Source organism: Sorangium sp. So ce321 (assembly GCF_051530195.1).
Lineage (GTDB): Bacteria > Myxococcota_A > Polyangia > Polyangiales > Polyangiaceae > Sorangium.
In genome coordinates, this window is the sequence record NZ_CP150329.1 from 3,513,365 (window position 1) to 3,532,983 (window position 19,619).

General features: G+C 72.6%; 11 protein-coding genes. 4 read left to right on the forward strand and 7 right to left on the reverse strand.

Translation table 11 applies throughout. The annotated features are described in order from the left end of the window. Window positions 1–24: 24 nt before the first annotated feature. From WME89_RS13685 to WME89_RS13695, 3 genes are read right to left on the reverse strand one after another with little or no spacing between them, the layout of a single operon-like run. Window positions 25–2,529 carry a SpoIIE family protein phosphatase gene (locus tag WME89_RS13685; RefSeq protein ID WP_438009622.1) on the reverse strand — a complete coding sequence of 835 codons (2,505 nt, stop codon included), beginning with the start codon at window positions 2,527–2,529 and terminating at the stop codon, window positions 25–27. A 12-nt stretch (window positions 2,530–2,541) separates the two neighbouring features. Beyond that, window positions 2,542–2,934, reverse strand: a complete 393-nt coding sequence (locus WME89_RS13690; protein WP_438009623.1) for a hypothetical protein — start codon at window positions 2,932–2,934, stop codon at window positions 2,542–2,544. Beyond that, entirely contained in the window at window positions 2,915–3,439 is a 525-nt protein-coding gene (locus tag WME89_RS13695; RefSeq protein WP_438009624.1) for a hypothetical protein, read from the reverse strand. The genes WME89_RS13690 and WME89_RS13695 overlap by 20 nt, the downstream gene beginning before the upstream one ends. Window positions 3,440–3,890: 451 nt before the next feature. On the opposite strand from WME89_RS13695, the gene WME89_RS13700 reads away from it, so the two are divergent. Next, window positions 3,891–7,109, forward strand: a complete 3,219-nt coding sequence (locus WME89_RS13700) for a PQQ-dependent sugar dehydrogenase (RefSeq protein WP_438009625.1) — start codon at window positions 3,891–3,893, stop codon at window positions 7,107–7,109. A 520-nt stretch (window positions 7,110–7,629) separates the two neighbouring features. Here WME89_RS13700 and WME89_RS13705 read toward each other — a convergent pair. Then, a complete protein-coding gene (locus tag WME89_RS13705) occupies window positions 7,630–11,652 on the reverse strand; it encodes a serine/threonine-protein kinase (protein ID WP_438009626.1) in 4,023 nt (1,340 codons plus the stop codon). A gap of 469 nt (window positions 11,653–12,121) precedes the next feature. On the opposite strand from WME89_RS13705, the gene WME89_RS13710 reads away from it, so the two are divergent. Further along, a complete protein-coding gene (locus tag WME89_RS13710) occupies window positions 12,122–12,568 on the forward strand; it encodes a hypothetical protein (RefSeq protein ID WP_437625624.1) in 447 nt (148 codons plus the stop codon). A gap of 45 nt (window positions 12,569–12,613) precedes the next feature. Here the strand turns inward: WME89_RS13710 and WME89_RS13715 are convergent, their stop codons facing one another. Beyond that, window positions 12,614–13,150 carry an N-acetyltransferase family protein gene (locus WME89_RS13715; protein WP_438009627.1) on the reverse strand — a complete coding sequence of 179 codons (537 nt, stop codon included), beginning with the start codon at window positions 13,148–13,150 and terminating at the stop codon, window positions 12,614–12,616. 281 nt (window positions 13,151–13,431) lie between these two features. Between WME89_RS13715 and WME89_RS13720 the strand changes: the two genes are divergently transcribed. Then, entirely contained in the window at window positions 13,432–13,908 is a 477-nt protein-coding gene (locus tag WME89_RS13720) for a CBS domain-containing protein (RefSeq protein ID WP_438009628.1), read from the forward strand. Window positions 13,909–14,112: 204 nt separating this feature from the next. On the opposite strand, the gene WME89_RS13725 is transcribed toward WME89_RS13720, so the two are convergent. Both WME89_RS13725 and pepN read right to left on the reverse strand, forming a co-directional pair. Beyond that, complete coding sequence (locus WME89_RS13725; RefSeq protein ID WP_438009629.1) at window positions 14,113–14,760, reverse strand: class I SAM-dependent methyltransferase; 648 nt, start codon at window positions 14,758–14,760, stop codon at window positions 14,113–14,115. 58 nt (window positions 14,761–14,818) lie between these two features. Continuing rightward, a complete protein-coding gene (gene pepN, locus WME89_RS13730; protein ID WP_438009630.1) occupies window positions 14,819–17,437 on the reverse strand; it encodes an aminopeptidase N in 2,619 nt (872 codons plus the stop codon). Between the two features lie 1,019 nt (window positions 17,438–18,456). Between pepN and WME89_RS13735 the strand changes: the two genes are divergently transcribed. Beyond that, entirely contained in the window at window positions 18,457–19,479 is a 1,023-nt protein-coding gene (locus WME89_RS13735; protein ID WP_438009631.1) for a sugar-binding protein, read from the forward strand. Window positions 19,480–19,619: the final 140 nt, after the last annotated feature.

Genomic DNA, 19,619 nt, shown 5'->3' on the forward strand with positions numbered 1-19,619 from the left:
CGCCCCGGGCCCCGGTGCGCGCCCTCACGCCGGCGCGCGGTACCTCGCCACGACGATCGTGACGTCGTCGTCCGGGCTCGAGCACCAGCTCTCGACGTCCCTCAGGATCCGGTCGCGGATGGCGTCCACCGGCTCGGCCTGGGCGGCCTCGATCGTGGAGCAGAGCCGCTCCAGCCCGAACTGCTCCTGGTGGGCGTTGCGCGCCTCCGTCACCCCGTCGCTGTAGAGCACGAGGACGTCTCCGTCCTCGAGGAGGAGCTCCTCGTCGCGCGTCGCCGCGTCGATGGAGGGCAGGGCGCCGATCCAGACGCCGGAGCTCGGGATGCACGCGCAGCGCCGCGTGCTCGCGCGGCACACGATGAGGTCGTCGTGCGCGCCCGCGAACGTCACGCGCCCGCTGCGCTCGTAGCGGAGCAGGACCAGGGTCGCGTGCTCGTCGCGCCGCAGGCGGTTGCGGACGTTGTCGTAGATCGCCTGGTTGAGCGCCGAGACGACCTCGGCGGGGCTCGTCGCGTGCGCGCCGCGCGTCATCGCCGCGACCATGCTCTGGATCATCAGCATGACGAGGCCTGCCGCGAGGCCGTGGCCCGCGACGTCGCCGATCCCGAGCCAGCCGCCCCCCGGCGTCGCGATCACGTCGTAGTAGTCGCCGCCCACCTCGGCCGCGGGCTTCATGATCGCGCTGAGCTCGAGCCCCTCGATCGCGAGCAGCGGCGGCAGCAGGTTGGTCTGGATGTGCTCCGCGACGAGGCTCTCCTGGTGGAGCCGCTCCTGCTCCAGCCGCTCGCGGATCTCGACCTGGCGGACGATCTCCCGGTGCATCGCCACGGCCTTCAGCGCGGAGCTGAGCTGGAGGCGCAAGGCGTCGTAGACCACCTCGTTGGCGCCGCTGCCGAGCACCGCGATGCCGAAGTGCTCCGCCTCGCCGAACGTGATCAGCATCGCGAACACGCTCCAGCGCTCGCGGGAGCTCAGGAAGCCGGGCGGGGTGAGGCAGCGCGCCGGGAAGCTCCCGCGCGGCGGCTCGACCTCGCGGCCGCTCTCCATCAGGAAGAGCGACGTCAGGGTGGCGCGCTTCGGGTCGTCGTAGAGGGACACCGAGGCGCGCGTGAGCGCCAGCCTGGGCAGCTCCGCCGCCAGCGTGCGCCTGAGCAGGGGCAGGCTCAGGCACGTCGACAGGCACCTGCCCGTCCAGCTGAGGTTGACCGAGGCGAGCTGCAGGTAGAGGCGCCTCTCGCCCTCCGCGCGCACCGAGGCCTGGGCGATCAGGGCGCGGCAGGCGTGCCAGAGGCGCTCGGCGCCGTCGTGCTGCGCGCCCTGGGACGCCTTCCGGAGCCGCGCGCGCAGCAGCGTGACAACGCCCTGGAACTGGTCGAGGGCGACGCCCTCGCGCGCCGCCTCGTCGAGCACGTCCGTGAGCGCTTGCACGAAGCGCCCCTCCCGCCCCGCGAGCTCCTCCTCGAGCGCCGAGAGCAGCGCGCCGGGCCAGGTCGTCCACGATACGCCGGGGACGGTCACGGCGCTCGCGAGCAAGCGCTCCATCTCTTCCCGCTGCCCGGCCAGCGAGGGCGGGCCGGGCTCGGCCGGCGTCGCCGCGAGCTCGCGCGCGCCCTCCGCCGCGGGCCTGAGCGCGGCGGAGGGCGCGCGCGGGAGGGTCGCGTAGTACCCGCAGCCGCACGACTCGCGCCGCGTGAGCTCGACGGACAGCTGGCTGCGCTCCGGGACGCGCTCGCCGGCGAGCATGCGGACGACGGTCTGGAGCGCGAGCGCCCCGAGCTGCTTGATCGGCTGGCGGATGCTCGTGAGCGACGGCTTCGTGACGCGCGAGACGGCGGCGTCGTCGAACCCGCACACGAGGACGTCGTTCGGGATGTCGAGGCCGTGCGCCTTGAGCGCGTCGATCGCGCCGAGGGCCATGTGGTCGTTGCCGGCGACGACCGCGTCGAAGTCGACCCTGCGGGCGAGGAGCTCGCGCATCGCGCTGCGGCCGCCGTCGATCAGGAAGTCGCCGAACACGAACAGCCGCTCGTCGTAGGGGAGCGAGCGCGCCGCGAGCACCCGCCTGTACGCGTCGGCGCGCAGCGTCGCCTCCTCGTTGTTGGCCGGCCCGCTGATGTACGCGACGCGCTGGCACGCGTGGTCGTCGACCATGTGCGCGACGATGGTCTCCGCGCCGCTCGCGTTGTCGACGGTGACGCTCGGGATGCCGGGCAGCGCGAGCCCGACGCTGCACACGGGCAGGGGCGCGTAAGAACGGCAGAACTCGTGGGTGCCCTGGATGCCGAGGTGATTGGTCAGCGCCGAAGAGACGATGACCAGGCCGTCGACCGTCGCCGCGCTGATGAGCGGGTAGATGGTGTTCGACGGGACCATCGTGTAGCCCGGGCGGGCGTGCGTCTCGCCGAAGACGACGAGGAGGTTGACGTCGTGCTCCTCGGCGGCGCGCTCGACCCCGAAGTGCACCTCGGCCTGGTACTCGCCCGTGAGATAGTCCGTCACGAGCGCGATCGTCGGGCGCTTCGCCGCCATGGCCTGTCGCTCTCAGTTCACCTTCTCGGTGATCGATACAGTGCTCGGCGACATGCGCTCGAGGGCCGTGAGGCTCCGCTTTTGCCACGCGAGCCTCGCGTCGGTCACGAACCGCACCTCGCACTGGAGCCCCTGGGCGGTGAGCCCGCAGATGAAGGCGATGAACGCCTTCAGGCAGCTCGAGTTCAGGAAGTAGAGGGCCCGGATATCGAACTCGACGGCGGCCAGCGAGAGGCGCTTCACCTCGCCCTGGAGCTCCTTGCAATAGCTGCCGAGCGGCGCGGCCGCCGCCATGTCGCCCGTCCCGGTGAGCTTGACGCTGAGCTGGTCGCGCCGGTCGCCGACGAGCGCCGGCTCGATGCCGAAGCTGTCCATGACGACGGGCTCAACCCTTAGGCTGCTCATTCACCCTCCACCGCTCGAGCGGGGCGTGCGCGATGATCGTGAGCTCGTTGCCCTCGATCTTGTAATCGACGTCGAGCCCGCCCTCGGCGCGGACGCGCGCCAGGCCGAGGCCAGAGACGCCCTCGACCATCGCGGTCTCGGTGATGAGCTCATCGTAGTGCTTCAGCGGGTCGCTCGCGGTCTTGAGGTCGAGCAGCCGCTTCTCGACCTCCCTCAGGCGCTCCGGCGACGCCTCGTTGCGCGCGCGGATCTTCATGATGTGTGACCTTTCGTCCTCCTCCAGCGCGAGCTCGAGGCTGACGCGGGGGCCGGTGGAGTACTTGGTGATGTTCTCGGCGAGCTCGTGCGCGGCCATGTAGAACCGCGAGCTCACATTCGCGTCGTCCAGCACCGCGCCGCAGAAGCTGGACACCAGCCTTAGCACCGCCGTCGCCAGCCGCTCGCTCGGGAAGAAGGTGATGCAGAGGAACAGCGAGGCGCTCTGCGTTGGTTCGGTGGATGACACAACCTGTCATGTTACGCCGCTCTCGCGCTGGATCCAACCTCTACTTCCGCGCGCGGCGTGATCTCGGGCGCTCATGTAGGATGGTGTCCAGCGGCAAAGCAGGAGCGCGCTCCATGCGTTGCGCGTCGCGCGCACTGCCATGGTTCATCGTTCACGTTTCTCGCGCGCGTCTTGCGTCTCTCGCGCGTCTTGCGTCTCTCGCGCGTCTTGCGTCTCACGCGCCTCTTGTGCGTCTCGCCTGCGGCGTGTCGCGCTGCCCTCTGCGCATCATCGGGTGTAACGCTTTGCGTTATGATGAGCTCGCTGGCACGCTCATTGATGTGATGATGGCGCCCCTCGACGGTGAGGTGTGCCCGTGGATCCCGCTCGGCCACCGAGCGCCTCGCGCACGCACGCCGTCACCCGCGGGTGAAGAACCCCCGCGGCAACCCCACAAGGAGGTTCTTGCTGTATGAAACCACGGTCCCTCGCGCCCGGCCGCTCGCGCCGCGGCGCCCGCCGCTTGACGGCGATCTCGGGCGTTCATCCCCTCGTGAGGCGCGGCGTCCTCGCCGGCGCCGCGGCGGCGACCCTCGGCTGCAGCGCCGGGCCCGACGCGGCGCGGGAGCGAGGCGCCGGCGGTAACGGCGATGTCGCAGCGGACGACTCGCTCGCGCTCGGGGCATCCGCCGCGGCGCTCTCGACCGACGGCGTTGTGTGCGTCTCGATCCGGCGCGGAACGCTCGGCACGGTGAGAGATGCGACACTGTGGCAAAACGCTGCGAGGTGGAACGACTCCACCTCTCCGAACCTCTCGACCGGCTCCGTCGCGAGCACCGGCGCGCGCCGGTCGCTCGTTCGATTCGACCTCTCGCCCGTGCCCATTGGCGCGACGGTCACCTCTGCCACGCTGAGCTTACATCAGACTCACAAGGTCGATAGCAGCACGATCGGCGTCTACCGCGTCACCGCGCCCTGGGAGGAGCGGACCGTCACCTGGACGAGCCTCGGCGACAGCGGCTTTGACGCGGAGAGCGTGGCGACGATCGCGGCCGAGGCGGGCGTCGGCGCCCGCACGGCGGACGTGTCGTCGCTCGTCCAGTCCTGGGTGCTCGGGACCGCGCAGAACCACGGCGTGCTCCTCGACGAAGCGTCCTCGCACGCCACCAGCCTGAGGAGCAGCGAGATCGAGAGCGTGGAGCAGCGCCCCCGGCTCGACGTCTGCTACGTGACCTGCTCGGATGGCCGGATGAACGGCCTGGAGGCGGGCGTCGACTGCGGGGGGCCGCACTGCGCCCCGTGCGTCGGCGCGACGACGGGCGCGTCGAGCACCGCGAGCGCCGCGAGCTCGAGCGCCGCCACGTCGAGCTCGACGGGCGCCTGGAGCTCGTCGGGCGATCCGTGCGCCGATCCGGCCGCGCTGCCGCCCGATCCGGCGCCGCCGGCGCGGCTCTCCGAGACCGGGCTCTACGTGGACATCGCGACCCGGTCGCGCGCGGCGAACACGCTCGAGTTCCGCCCCGCGTTCGAGCTCTGGTCGGACGGGGCGAGCAAGCGGCGCTTCGTGTACCTGCCGCGCTGCTCGGCCATCGACACGAGCGACATGGACCACTGGTCGCTGCCGGTGGGGACGCGCTTCTGGAAGGAGTTCCGCGCCGAGGGCGTGGCCGTGGAGACGCGGCTCATCCACCGGTTCGGGCCCGGGATCGACGACTGGGTGTTCGCCGCGTACGCGTGGGATCCGTCGAGGAACGACGCGTTCCTCGTCGAGGACGGCGTCGAGGACGCGCGCGGGACGTCGCACGACATCCCGCGGACGGCGGACTGCTGGGAGTGCCACGGCAAGCTCCCCGAGCGGATCCTCGGCTTCAGCGCGCTGCAGCTGAGCCACGACGGGACCGGCGAGACCATGAGGTCGCTGAGCAACGCCGGGTGGCTCACCGTGCCGATGCCGCGGGGGTTCCGCCCGCCGGGCGACGCGGAGGCGGCCGCCGCGCTCGGCTACCTGCACGCGAACTGCGGCAACTGCCACAACAGCACCGGCGTCGCGACCCTGCGGACACGCCTGCTCGCCGCGAACACGACGGTGGAGGGCACCGACACGTACGCGACCGGCGTGGGCGTGACGCCCAGCTTCTGGGAGCCCGGCGTGGTCCACCGGATCACGGCGGGAGATCCCGATTCGAGCGCGGTGGTGCGCCGGATGGCGCACCGCGGCACCCGGGCGCAGATGCCGCCGATCGCGTCGGAGGTCGTCGACGCGGCGGGGCTGGCGGCGGTCCGCGCCTGGATCGAGGGCGTGCGGCCGCCGTCGGGCGCCGGGAGCAGCGGCGCGACCAGCGGCAGCGCGAGCTCCGGCAGCGCGGGCGTCGGCGCGAGCAGCGCGAGCGCGACCACCACGACCGCGAGCGTCGGCGCGGGCGGCGCGAGCCCCACCGCCGGCAGCGCGGGCGCCGGGGGTGCAGGTCCCGTGGGCGGCGCGAGCACGGGCAGCGGCGGCAGCTCGAGCGCGGGCAGCGGCGGCAGCTCGAGCGCGGGCAGCGGCGGCAGCTCCGGCGCCACGTGCGCCGGGGTGCCCCGCCTGAAGCTCACGCCGGTCGCGTCTGGCCTGACGACGCCTCTCTTCCTCACGAGCCCGCCGGGCGACACCTCGAGGATGTTCGTGCTCGAGAAGGACGGCGTCGTCCGCCTCATCAAGGACGGTGTCCTCCGGTCCACGCCGTTCCTCGATATCCGGGGCGGGACCTCGTGCCCGCCGTCGCGTCCGGCGAGCGCGAACCCGCTCGTTTGCACGCCCAGCCCGACCGCGGAAGGGGGGCTGCTCGGGATGGCATTCCACCCCGATTACGCGAGCAACGGTCGGTTCTGGCTCTTCTACACCGCCGCGCCCAGGGGCAACGTCACGATCGCCGAGTTCCGCCGCTCCGCCGCGAACCACGATGTCGCCGACACGTCGGCGGGGAGCATGCCCGTCCGGAAGCTCCTCGACACGAAGCACGGCGGCTGGAACCACGCCGGTGGCACGCTCGCCTTCGGGCCGGACGGCTATCTCTATGCGTCCGTCGGCGACTCGGCCGTCACGCCCTACTCGGCCTCTCCGGCGAAGGACCTCGCGTCGCCCCTCGGCAAGATCCTGCGGATCGACGTGGACACCGGCCTCGGCCCGTCCGGCAACCTCTCCGGCGCAGGGGTGAACCCGCTCATCTGGGACCACGGCCTGCGCAACCCGTGGCGCATCAGCTTCGACCGACGCACGGGGGATCTCTACATCGCCGACGTGGGGCAGAACGCGTGGGAGGAGCTCAACATCGAGCCGGCCCGCACCGGGCGCCGCAACTACGGCTGGCCGACGATGGAGGGAGATCACTGCGTCTCCGCCGGGTGCTCCCGCGTCGGCGTCGCGCCCGTCGTGGAGCACAGCCACTCGAGCGGAGAGGGCGGCTCGATCACGGGCGGCTACGTCTACCGCGGCTCCGCGATCCCGTGCCTCCAGGGGAGGTATGTCTATGGAGACTACGGGACGCACCGCTTCTGGAGCCTGCGGTGGGACGGATCGAGGGTCCGGGATCACGTGGAGATCACGGCGGACCTCGCGTCGAGCCTGCCGGCGGCCTCCTTCGGCGAGGACGCCGCCGGCGAGATCCATGTCGTCATGCTCACCGGGGAGGTGTTCCGCATCGACCCGAGGTGACGGATCGCCTCGCCCCACGAGCAGGCACGGGGGTCGAGCCCAGGTGTCCTCGCCTCGGCGGCTCACTCTGGAGCGCTCATTCTGGAACGAGCAGTCCAGAACGAGCCGCAGAGCGACGGCGCCGTGGTCGAGCCCAGGTGCCCTCGCCTCGGCGGCTCACTCTGGAGCGCTCATTCTGGAACGAGCAGTCCAGAATGAGCCGTGGAGCGACGGCGCCGTGGTCGAGCCCAGGTGCCCTCGCCTCGGCGGCTCACTCTGGAGCGCTCATTCTGGAACGAGCAGTCCAGAATGAGCCGTGGAGCGACGGCGCCGTGGTCGAGCCCAGGTGCCCTCGCCTCGGCGGCTCACTCTGGAGCGATCATTCTGGAACGAGCAGTCCAGAATGATCCGCAGAGCGAGCGCAGGTGAGTCCGGCGGTCCCCGCGCCACGGACAGCTTCCGTCGCGCAGAACCAGAGACGAGCTCGGGCGAGGAAGCGCTGGGGAGTCGAGCCGCTAGCCCGCGAGCTGGAGGCGAGCCGCTAGCCCGCGAGCTGCCCGTATCCCGACCGGAGCTTCGCGAAGCGCGGGCGCCACGCCCTGCTCTCGGCGAGCAGCGGCGCGATGCGCGACATCAGCAGCGCCACGTCGTCCGGTCGGCCGGCATCGAGCAGCGCGCGCGCACGCCAGTAGAGGAGCTCGACGCGCTGGTCGGCGCTCAGACCGCTCCCGAGATCGCCGGCCGGCTCCCCCTCCTCCCGGAGCGCCGCCCGCGAGCGCGCGCTCTCCAGGCTCTGCCTCGGGTCCCTCACGGCGAGCTGCATCACGCCGAGGAGGGCCTGCGCATAGTGGGGGAGGTCCGCGACCGCGCCCTGCGCCCGGAGCCACCGGAGCTGCCGGCTCGCCTCCGCGTGCTCGTCGCGCATCGCGTGGATCCGCGCGAGCAGGAGCGCGCTGCTGAAGACCGGCCGGTCCTTGAACTGCTCGTCGAGCAAGCGCACCTGCCGCACGAGGGGCAGCGCCTCGTCCTCGCGACCCCAGAGGTACAGGAGCTCCGCGAGCTTGATCGTCGCCTCGCGCTCCGCCCAGGCGTTGGCCTCCTCCCGGGCGAGCTGGACCGCGCGCCGGAGGTCGGCGATCCCGCGGTCCGGGGCGTCGAGCGCCGGCCAGAGCTCCGCGCGGCGGACGAGCGCCGCGCAGAGGTGGACCCTGTCGCCGCGCTCCTCGCAGCTGCGCACGGCCTCGTCGAAGCGCTGCTCCGCCTCGTCGAGGTGGCCGCACCGCCCGAGGACGCAGGCGAGGAGCGTCAGGCCGATCACGTACGTGTCGTGGTCGGCCTCCCGGACGACCTCCACGCCGCGCGTGAGCCGCTCGAGGGCGTCGTCCAGGTTGCCCTTGCGGAACGACGCGCGGCCGACGGCGACCTCGAAGCGCGCGGCGAGCGCGGCGTCCGCGTGGCCCTCGCGGACGTCGAGCAGCGGGATCACCTCCTCGACGCGCGCCGCCGACTCCTCCCAGGCGCCGGCCCAGTCGAGCGCCGTCGCCTCCTCGAGGAGCGCCTCCGCGATCATCCGCGGGTCCTTCATCGTCCGGGCGAGCGCGCCCGCGGACCGGATATCGTCGAGCGCCTCGCCCGTGCGCAGGACGCGGTAGCGCACGCGCGCGCGGCCGAGGAGCGCGAGGTAACGCTGGCGCTGATCGTCGCCGTCGGCCCAGAGGAGCGCGGACGAGTAATGGCCGTCCGCCACCGCGTTGTTGTGCCGGTCGCGCTGGAGATCGCCGAGGATCAGGTACGCGTGCGCCGCCCGGGCGCGCGCCCCCGCCGCCGCGGCGTGGCGCGCGATCGGCTCGAGCAGGTCCGGCGCCCTCGGCCGCGCCTCGGCCAGCGACTCCCAGACGGCGAGCGCGTGCCGGTGCATGCGCGCGCGCTGCTCCTCCGTCAGGAGCGCGTAGATCGCCTCCTGCAGGAGCGCGCTCCGGAACGCGTAGCGAGCGCCGCCGCACGGCGTGTCCTCGCCCCGGGCGGCGTCGCGCGGCGCGAGGATCCCCCGCGCGACGAGCGCGCGAAGGCTGCGCGCCACGTCGACGCGCGGCGCCGACGCGTCCTCGCGCTCGAGCGAGCGCTGCGCGCCGGCCGCGACGTCGTCGGAGAGCTCGAAGCCGAGCACGGCGCAGAGCTTCGCGCACGCGTTGAGCTCCGGCGGGAGCGCCTCGAGCTGCCGCGCCGCGAACCACTGCCACGCGGGCGACGGCGGGAGCTTGTCGAGGTCGGCGGTCGCGAGCTGGTAGCTGTTCGACCTCGCCCGCAGCCGCACGAAGCCCCCGCGCTTCAGCGCCCGGGTGAGCTCCACGAGGCCGCGGGGGTTGTAGCCGGCCCAGGCGCAGATGCGGCGGAGCGCGGCGCTCGGCGGGGGCTCCGCGGGCCGGAGCAGCTCCGCGCAGAGCAGGAGCCCGGCGGCGTCGTCGAGCGGCGGGAGCGCGACGTCGTCGCGCGCGCTCTTCCGGGCGCTCAGCGCGTGGCGCCGCGCCGCGAGCTCCGGCCCGCCGGCGAGGAGCACCCAGAGCGCGAGCGGCGCCTCGCGGCGCGTCGCGAGCTCGAGCGCGTCGAGCGTGAAGCCGTCGGCGAGGTGCGCGTCGTCGAGGATCACGATGACCGGCCGCTCGGCCGCGCGGCGGCGCAGCCCCTCGGCGAGCGCGCGGATCACGCTGCCGCGGCGCGCCGGCGGCGGCCGGTCGGAGGAGCCGCCCGTCGTCCACCCGAGGCACGCGGACACGGCGGGCCACACCTCGCCGCCGAGCGGCTGGCCGAGCCGCTCGGCGCAGAACGCGCGCGGGTCGCGGGGCGCAGCGCGCGCGGCGCCTCCCGCGCCGTCCTCGGCGCCTTCACCCGCCCAGAGCACCTGGGCGAGCAGGGCGGCCGCGGTCTGCCCGGGTCGGCCGCTGTCCGCGCGCGCGGCGCGCGCCCGCAGCTCTGGCTCGGCGCGCAGGGAGATCACGAGCGCGCCGGGGTGCGCGCGGCGGCTGGCCTCGACGATCTCCTGGACCAGCCGCGACTTGCCGGCGCCGCGCTCGCCGACGAGCGTGCACAGGCCCGGCCCGAGGCCCGCGAGCGCGCGCTGGCGGCTCTCCTCGACGGCGCTCAGGGCCTCGGCGCGCCCGACGAGCGGCGGCGCGGCGCGCGCGGCGTCGCGATCGCTCGACGGCGGGGGCGCCTCCTGCGCGAAGAAGTAGCGGCCGTCCTCGCTCGCCGCGGCGACGTCGAAGCCGGGGTGGGCGGTGACGAGCTCGGCGCTCAGCGCGATCCCGCGCCACGGCTCCGCTGGCAGCCACGACTCGGGCCGCTCGACGGCCAGCCCGGCGACGACCTGGACGCCCTCCGCCTCGCGCCGGAGCTTCAGCGGCGCGACGTGGAGCGCCAGGGGCGCGCCCACGGACGCGACGATCTCCCGCCCGGCGAGCAGCGCGCGCTCGGCGGCCGCCTCCTTCGGTCCGGGGAAAATGGCGACGAAGCGGTAGCCGCGCTGCCGCGCGAGGTGCCCCGCGTGCCGGGCCACGGCGGCGCGGACCTCGTCCTCGGCGCCGCGGGCCTCGAGGGCGAGCACGACGGTGTCGTGCCGGTCCGTCGAGATCGAGGCGACATCATCGCCCCCGGTCCTCGCGGCGAGCGCGGCGCCGCCGCCGTCGCCGTCCGCCGCCAGCGCCGCGGCGCCCGCCGCCGCGAGCGCCGCTCGAAGTCCAGCGGCGTCGCGCGGGCGGAGCGCCCGCTCCTTGGCGAGGCAGGCGAGGACGAGATCCTCGATGGGCGGCGGCACCGGCGCGAGCTCGCCCGGGCGGGGCGGCTGCCGGCTCAGGTGGCCGTGCGCGACGCTCGCGCGGTCGCCCGTGAACGGCGCGCGCAGCGTGAGCAGCTCGAAGAGGAGCGCGCCGAACGCGTAGAGGTCCGCGCGCCCGTCGATCGGCTCGGCCCGGAGCCGCTCGGGCGACGCGTACTCGAGCGCCCCCAGCATGGTGCCCAGCGTCGTGAGCGCGCTGTCCGCCGGGTGGCAGACGACGCCGCGCTCGCGCTGCGAGAGGCCGAAGTCGAGCAGCCGCACGCCGCCCCCGGGCTCGAGGAAGATGTTCTCGGGCGCGAGGTCGACGTGGACGAGGCCGCGCTCGTGCACCACCTGGAGGCAGCCCAGCACGGCGAGCGCGACGTCGAGGGCGGAGCGCAGGTCGAGCGCGGCGGGCAGGCCCTCGAGGCGGGCGGCGAGCGTCTCGCCCTGGAGCCGCTCCATCACGATGTACGCGCGGCCGTCCTCGAGGACGCCGTTCTGGAGCAGGCGCGGCGAGACCGGCGGGCCGAGCTGCTCGAGCGCCCACGTCTCGCAGCGGAAGCGCTCGCGCGCGAGCAGCGGCTGAGCCCTGCTGACCTTGAGGACGGCGGGGGCGCCGTCGTCCAGCCGCGTCGCGTCCCAGATCACCGAGAAAGAGCCCGCCGCGAGCGGCAGGCCGACGCGGTAGCCCGCGAGCGACGGCGAGATCTCGGCGTCCAGATCGACGGGCGCGGCGTGGCGCGGCGCCATGGCGCCGTCCACGGGGCAGGCGGCGAGGGCTGCGAGTCGGCGATGACAGGATGGGCAGCGTGGCAAGAAGACCTCTGATGACCTCGGATGGACCAGGTGCGAGAGGTGGCCGATATTACCGGGTATCCGGTCTTCATGAGTGGGAAAAGCCGTCATCGTTCCGCGTCGTTCCGCGTCGAGGTATGCCCATGTCAAAAGCGCAGCGTGCGGGCCGCGCACGGCACGTGGGTGTTGCGTCGACACAGGAGGACAGCGGCGGCGCTGTCGTGTCGCGCGTGAGCCGCGGCAGGGCTTGCTCGCTGGCGGCCTGGAACAGCGCCGCCGGGAGCCGCATATCCGTGGATCACCCACCCGGGAGAGGCGGAGTCCGCCCTCATGCTACAGCCGCGTCCGGCCGTCGGCAGACGCCGCTGGGCCACACGGGGCCGGGAGCTGTGGTGTATGCTGCGCCGAGCGGCCGGAGGATTGGATGATCCATCGACAGACGGGCGAGATCGAGCTCTCATCCGGGATTCGCATCGGTCCCTCGTATTTGGAAGCGCAGTTCCTGTCCTCGCCCCTGGCGCGGACGGCCAACGCCCTGAGCCAGACGCAGCCGTGGAGCGGATACCGGACGTCGCGCCAGCGCATCGGCTTCCGGACCTTCCGGATGACGCTCCACTTCTGCAGCGGGAAGCTCTCGTCGGTCGAGCTCTTCGAGGTGGGCGCGGAGTCGAAGGCGTTCTGGAATGACTGGTCCGACAGGGAGGAGGCGGAGCGCAAGGCGAGCCACGACGCCTGGCTCGACTCGATCCTCGGCCCGCCGCCGTACGAGTATCCGTGGGGGAAGATCACCTCCGAGCACGATCCGCGGGGCGGCTACAGCAGCATCGTCGTGCGCTTCGGCCCGGGCGCCGAGGCTCACGCCACCCGCTGACGGGTCCCCTGGCCCCGAGGCCGCCGCCGGAGGGCCTCCTGGGCGCTACAGCGCGCGGCGGTAGCGGACCTCGGGGAGGCTGCCCGCGCCTACGCGCGCGCGCCGCCGCGCGCCGTCGGGGGTGAAGCCGGAGAGCTCGTAGAAGCGGCGCGCCCGCGTGTTCCCCTCGAGGACCCAGATCGTCATGGTCCGGTGGCGGCGCCGGGCGACGTCGGCCTGGGCGGTGTCGAGGAGCGCGGCGCCGAGCCCGCGGCCCCAGGCGGCGGGCAGGAGGTAGATGGTGTAGAGCTCGCCGACATTGCACGGATCGTCGTCCTCGTCGCGCGTCGGCCCGGCGCTCGCGAAGCCGAGCACGGCGCCCTCGGCAGAGAGCGTCCACGCCCGCGTGCCGGTCGCGGCGCCGTGGCTCAGGATGCGCCGCCAGCTCACCTCGCGCGCGTCCGTGGAGAGGGTGTTGAGCTCGGCGGCCGGCACGAGGCCGAGGTAGGCCGCCCGCCATGAATCGACCTCGACCTGCGCGATGGCGGCCGCGTCCGCGGGCTGGGCCCGGCGGATGACCGCCCTTGTGATCCGCTCCGACATGGTGCCTCGCGCCCCAGTATGCATGGCGCCGAGGCGCGACGCGCTGCCGTTGTGCTGCCCCGAGCGCCCGCCGGCCGGAACCGACCTGACCTGTGTGACCGAGCCGACCGGCGTGACCAGCGTCACCCGCGTCACCGACGTCCAGCGGGGCCCGACGCCTCATTCATCCTGCTGCTCCATCCTCTGCCGGCCCCGGCCCCCTAAGGTCCACGTGTGCGCGGCGCCGCCACCGGACGCCGCGACCGAATCCGGAGGAGGAAAGCATGCTGTGCGAGGAGATCATGAAGAGAGAAGTCCAGTGCATCATGGCCGAGGACACGATCCAGACGGCCGCGCGCAAGATGCGCGACGCCAACGTCGGGTTCCTCCCTGTCTGCGACGAGGCGTGGAGGGTGCTCGGGACGCTGACCGATCGCGATCTCGCCATCCGGGTGCTGGCCGACAACCGCCCGCTGAGCACGAAGGCGGGCGACGTCATGAGCCGCGAGGTGATCGCGTGCCGGCCCGACGACGACGTGCAGCGCGCGGAGCAGCTGATGGGGCAGCACCACAAGTCGCGCGTCCTGTGCACCGAGGCGGACGGCCGGCTGGTCGGCGTCATCAGCCTGTCGGACATCGCGCGGCGCGAGGACGACAGGAACACGGCGCAGACCGTCCGCCGGGTGACCGAGCGGAGGCAGCCCACGGGGACGGGGCCGAGCAACGGAGCGGTCGAGTCGCGGAGCGATGGAGTCGCGGAGCAGCGGGGTAGCGGCTAGAGCGCCGATCGGCTTGAAACGCCCAGGAATGAAGAGATTTGAACCACAGAGGCACAGAGGACACAGAGGAACAACAAGAAAACTCTGTGTCCTCTGTGCCTCTGTGCCTCTGTGGTTAATATTCTCGGGGTTTCAAACTGTTCGGTGTCCTGGTGGCCAGCGGCGGAGTGGCGGCGTGATGGAGCGAGCTGCGCCGGGCCGAGATCAGCCGATCGCCTCGGCCGTGAGCAGGCGAGTCCTCCGGCCCGACGCGAGCGTGAGGTGCTGTCCCCAGCTCGTCTGGTGGGGCATGTCCCCTTCCACGATCTCGCTCCCCCGGATCTCGAACCCCGCGGCGCGGTAGGCGGGGCGCAGCGCGTCTTCCACCCGCGCGTCCGAGAGCTCCGGGAGCCCGAGCCGCGCCGCGTAGGCCCGATCGTCGAAGACGCTCTGGTTCAGCAGGGCGATGAGCTCGCCGCCCGGCCGGACGAGCCGGCGCAGCGCCTCGAGCACCGGCGCCTCCGGCAGCACGAGCGCCGAGAGCAGCGAGGCCCAGGGGAAGTTCACGGTGAGGGTGTGGGCGAGCCCGGCTAGCTCCTCCGGCAGCGCCTGCACCGACGCGACGACGAAGAGCGCGTTCGGCCGGCCGCCCCGGGTCACCTTGCGGCCGGCGCGCCACGACACCTCGCGCATCCGCTCGCCCGCGGGGTCGACGCCGATGCAGTACGTGTCGGGGTTCGCGCCGGCCGAGCGGTACACGAAGCGGCCGTCGCCCGTGCCGACGTCGATGAGGACGCGCGCGTGACCCTCGATCTTCGCCTCGAGGTCCGCGCGCGTCCACGCGACGGACGCCTTGCCGAGCTGCACCATCATCGCCGCCTCGACCGCCGCTTCGCCTTTATCCCGCGCCGCCCCGCGCCGCCCCGCTCGGTCAGCGCGCCCCCGGCGCCCCGGACGGGGACGCCGCGGCGGCCTGGCCGCTCGCCGCCGCGAGCTCCCGGCAAGCGATCGCCCGCGCGAGGTCGTCGCTCGCCTCGCGGAGCATCCGGACCAGCATGGGCAGCCGCGGCGCGCCGTCCGGGGCCTGCTGGAGGAGGGCCGCGAGCCGCGCGTCGGCGCGGCCGAGGATGTCCGTGTCGACGCGGTACGAGGGGAACAGGTGGGTGAAATACGCGGACGCGAGCTCGTGCGTCCGCGTCTCGAAGACCTGCTGCACCCGCTCGAAGAACGCCTGCACGTAGGGCTCGAGCAGCGCGCGCTGGTACGACCAGTTGAAGCCCGACATCGCCGCGCTCGTGAGGTGCAGCGACCCGTACCCGCCCTCGTGGAAGCGCTCCCACGCCGCCGCCTTCGCCGCGGCGTCCGGCCGCGCGGTCTCGGCGCGCAGCGCGGCGCGCTGGCCGCGATCGGACGGGTCGCGCCGGCGCTCGGCCTCGAGCCGCTCGGCCGCGCCCGCCAGGCCGCGCGCGACCCACTTCACGGCGACCGTCCAGCGCATGTCCTGGTCGATCTCGAGCCCCTCCACCTCGAGCTCGCCGTCCACGAGGCGGGCGGCGAGGGCGAGATCCGGCGCCGAGTAGGCGGCGTTGAGGAGCGCCCGCGCCCAGACGATCTGCGCGTCGCCGCGCGGCGCCGCCCGGAGGGCCGAGAGGGCGAGGCCCGTGAACGCGCTCGCCTCGGCGTCGCGCAGCGAGTCCGGCACGTAGCGCGCGAGCGCCGTCACCGCGTTCGTGAGCACCGGCTCGAGCAGCGAGAGGTCCGGCTCGGCGGGCAGCTTGTCGCGCACGAGCGCGAGGTACGCGGGGGAGGCGAGCTTCTGGTCGCGCACCATGCTCCAGAGCGACGACCAGAGCAGCTGGCGCAGCAGCGGATCCTCGACGCGGCCCATGTGCTCGCGCACGAACTCGAGCGAGCCCGGGTCGAGCGCGATCTTCGCGAACGTGAGGTCGTTGTGGTTCGGGAACACGAAGAGCGGCGCCCGCTGCCCCCGCGCCGCGGCGACGTCGGTCGTCGCGCCGTCGATCTCCGCGGGCACCGAGTCGACGACGAGCACGCCGCCCTCCTCGCGCGCGAGCGCCACGTCGATGCGGTGCGGCCTGAGGGTCGGGTAGTCCTCGGGGGCGGTCTGCAGCACGCGGAGCCGGCCGATGCGGTCGCCGTCGGGCTCCCACTCGGCCGTCAGCGTGTTGAGCGACGCCTGCTCCAGCCAGACGCGCGACCACGCGCCGAGGTCGCGGCCGGAGCCCTCCTCCAGCGCCGAGAGGAACTCGCGCAGCGTCGCGTTGCCGTACTGGTAGCGCTTGAAGTACCGGCGCATCCCGTCGCGGAAGGCCGGGAGGCCGATCGCCGCGACGAGCTGCTTCATCGCGGCCGCGCCCTTGCCGTACGTGATGCCGTCGAAGTTCAGGAACGTGTGCTCCGTGTCCGCGAGCTCCCCGGCGATGGGGTGCGTCGTCACGAGCTGGTCCTGCCGGTAGGCCCAGCTCTTCATGACGTTGAACGCCTTCCACACGGCCGGCTGGAACCGGGTCGCCTGCTCCATGGCGAGGAACGCCATGTACGTGGCGAAGCTCTCGTTCAGCCAGAGATCGTTCCACCACCGCATGGTCACGAGGTTGCCGAACCACATGTGGGCCATCTCGTGGAGGAGCACCTCGGCGCGCGTGAGGCGCTGGTGGTCCGTCGGCGGGTCCCGGAAGATCATCCGCTCGCTGTGGGTCACGGCGCCGACGTTCTCCATGGCGCCGGCGTTGAACTCCGGGACGAAGATCTGGTCGTACTTGGTGAACGGGTAGGGGTAGTCGAAGAAGTCGGGGTAGAAGTCGAAGCCCTGCTTCGTGACGGTGAAGAGCTCCTCGGGGTCGAGGTGCCGCGCGAGCGACCTGCGACAGTAGAGCCCGAGCGGGATGCCGCGGTGCTCGTCGCGGACGCCGCTGTAGGGCCCGGCGATCAGCGCGAAGATGTAGGTGCTGAACCGGGTGGTCTCCTCGAACACGCGGGTCGAGCGCCCGGGGCCCGCCGCGAACGTGCGGGTGACGCGGGCGTTGCCGATGACCTCCCAGTCCTCGGGCGCGGTCACGGACAGCCGGTAGCTCGCCTTGATGTCCGGCTGGTCGAAGCAGGGGAAGAGGCGGTGCGCGCTGAACGGCTCGAGGTCGGTGTAGAGGTAGTCCTCGCCGTCCTCCGGGTCGCGGAAGTGGTGGAAGCCGTCGCCCGTGTGGTCGTAGTCGTTCTCGTAGACGACGCGCACGCGCGTCTCCGGGTCGAGCAGCTTGCCCGGCAGCCGGAGGCGGCAGTCGGACCACTCGGGCTCGACCTCGACGCCGTTGATCTCGAGCCGCTCGATACGCCGGCCGCGGAAGTCGATGAAGGTGTCGCCGCGGCCGCGGACGTCGAAGTAGGCGATCGCCTCGCCGCGGTAGCCGCTGCCGCCGCGCGAGAGGTCGAGCGAGAGCTCGTAGCGCGCGCTGCCGATGCGCGCGGCGCGCTCCTCGGCCTCCTTCTGGGTGAGCACGTCCCGTCCGGGGCCACCGGTGTTTTCCGCCATCATGAGGTTCACACCCTAGGACGAACCGCCGGAGGGTGGCCAGCGCATCCGCGCCATCGCCGGGATCGCCGCCTCGGTGCGAGGGCCGGAGGGGTGGCCTGCGGACGGGCGGACGAAGGCCGGGACGGCTCCTCGACCGTGGCCGGAGGGAGCGCCCCGGGGGGACCCGGAGAGCAGCACGCCCTCGTTCTGTGCCAGGATCGCGCAGTTCTGTGCCAGGGGAGGGGGGTCCGGCCCTGGCTCAACCGCAATGCATTGCGACACACCGGGGTCCGGACCCCTCGAGGGCGCTCGGCGGGGCGAGGCTCGGGGCAAAATTGTGCCAGAATTCGCAGTTCTTGACGGATTTCTGTGCCAGCGCCCCCGCGACCGCCCTCCTCGTTGTGCCACAAGGGGGGTCCGGACCCCTCCGGACCGCAAGGCAGAGCGCTTGCGGGGGTGCGGGGCCCCTCCGGACCGCAAGGCAGAGCGCTTGCGGGGGTGCGGGGCCCCTCCGGACCGCAAGGCAGAGCGCTTGCGGGGGTGCGGGGCCCCTCCGGACCGCAAGGCAGAGCGCTCGTGTGGGTACCTACCTCGAGGAGATGTCTGCACGCCGCCTGTCGGCGCGCGCGCCGAGGACGCCGGTCCTGGCGTGGTGGTGGCGCTCGGTCGGGCCGGTAGAAAGGGCTTGACGAAAGCAACCTCCGCGCGCTCCCGACATGGCCCTCGGTGCGCCTCGCGCGCACCACGCCGACGCCTTGCGGACACATCCTCAGCAGCAAACCCACAATCAGGAGATTCGCGCCGAACATCCCCTGTGCCTCACGTCACCTGTTCTCTGGATCCGGTGGGCTCGCACACCCCCGCGCCATGCCGGGACAGGTGACCCGGCGCGTCGCCTCGATGATCGTCCTGGGTCGTTCACACGAGGCGCGACATCGTCGCGGTGAGTCGCTAGCATCGCTCCGGGGCATCACCGATGTCGCGGACCCGCGACGTCGTCTCGACGCACGCTTGGCGCGGACGAACCGAGGAGAACTGCCGTGAAACATCAGATAGGTTTCGGGAAGCTCACGTGTGCAGCGTTCGCCATGCTGTCGATGGCGTTGATCGCAGGCTGCGATCAGGGAGGTGGGGGTGAGGTCAGCAGCAAGGGCGACGTCAAAGACAAAGAAGCCACGGCCAAGGTGGTCAAGCTCGCGTTCGTGACGAACGGCTCCAGCGACTTCTGGAAGATAGCGTTCGCCGGCGTCCACAAATACGAGCAAGAGGCCAAGATCCAGGTCGACATCAAGGTGCCGCAGAACAGCACGCCCGCGGAGCAGAACCAGCTCCTCGAGAGCCTCGCCAGCCAGGGCTACGACGCCGTGGGCGTGAGCGTCCTGGCGCCGGACGATCAGGTGACCGTGCTCAACAAGATCGCGGAGAAAGTCAAGCTGATCACGTTCGACTCCGACGCCCCGAAGTCGAAACGGCTGCTCTACATCGGCACCAACAACTACGAGGCCGGCAAGGTGCTCGGCAACGAGATCGTGAAGCTCCTGCCGAAGGGCGGGAAGATGGCCGTCTTCGTCGGCATGTTCGCGGTCGACAACGCGGCCCAGCGCTTCAAGGGCATCCAGGACGTGGTCACTCCCCACAACATCCAGCTCGTCGACAAGCGCGAGGACAACACTGATCTCGCCAAGGCGCGCTCGAACGTGGAGGACATCATCAACGCCCACCCGGACCTCGACGTCGCGACCGGCCTCTGGTCGTACAACGGGCCTGCCATCGTCGCCGCCGTCGAGGCGCTCGGGAAGAAGGGCAAGGTCATCCCGGCCGTGTTCGATGAGGAGGACGCGACGCTCGCCGGCATCGAGAACGGCACCGTCGCCTGCACCGTCGTGCAGAAGCCATTCCAGTTCGGCTACCTGGGGAGCAAGTGGCTCCACGAGCTCGCGACCAAGGGCGACGCGGCCATCGCCGCCATCCCCCCGAGCAAGGTAGTCGACACCGGCGTCGACGTGATCAACAAGGACAACGTCGCGCAGTTCAAGGCCACGCTCGCCGAGATGAAGAAGTAGCCCGTTCCCCCCGGCGGTGAGCCCACAGAGGACCGCTCGTGCCCCTCGACGTCAGGATGCCTGGGCTCGGCGGTCCGGCTCCTGGCCGTCCTTTATCGGCTCAGCATCGGCTCAGCATCGGCTCAGCATCGGCTCAGGGT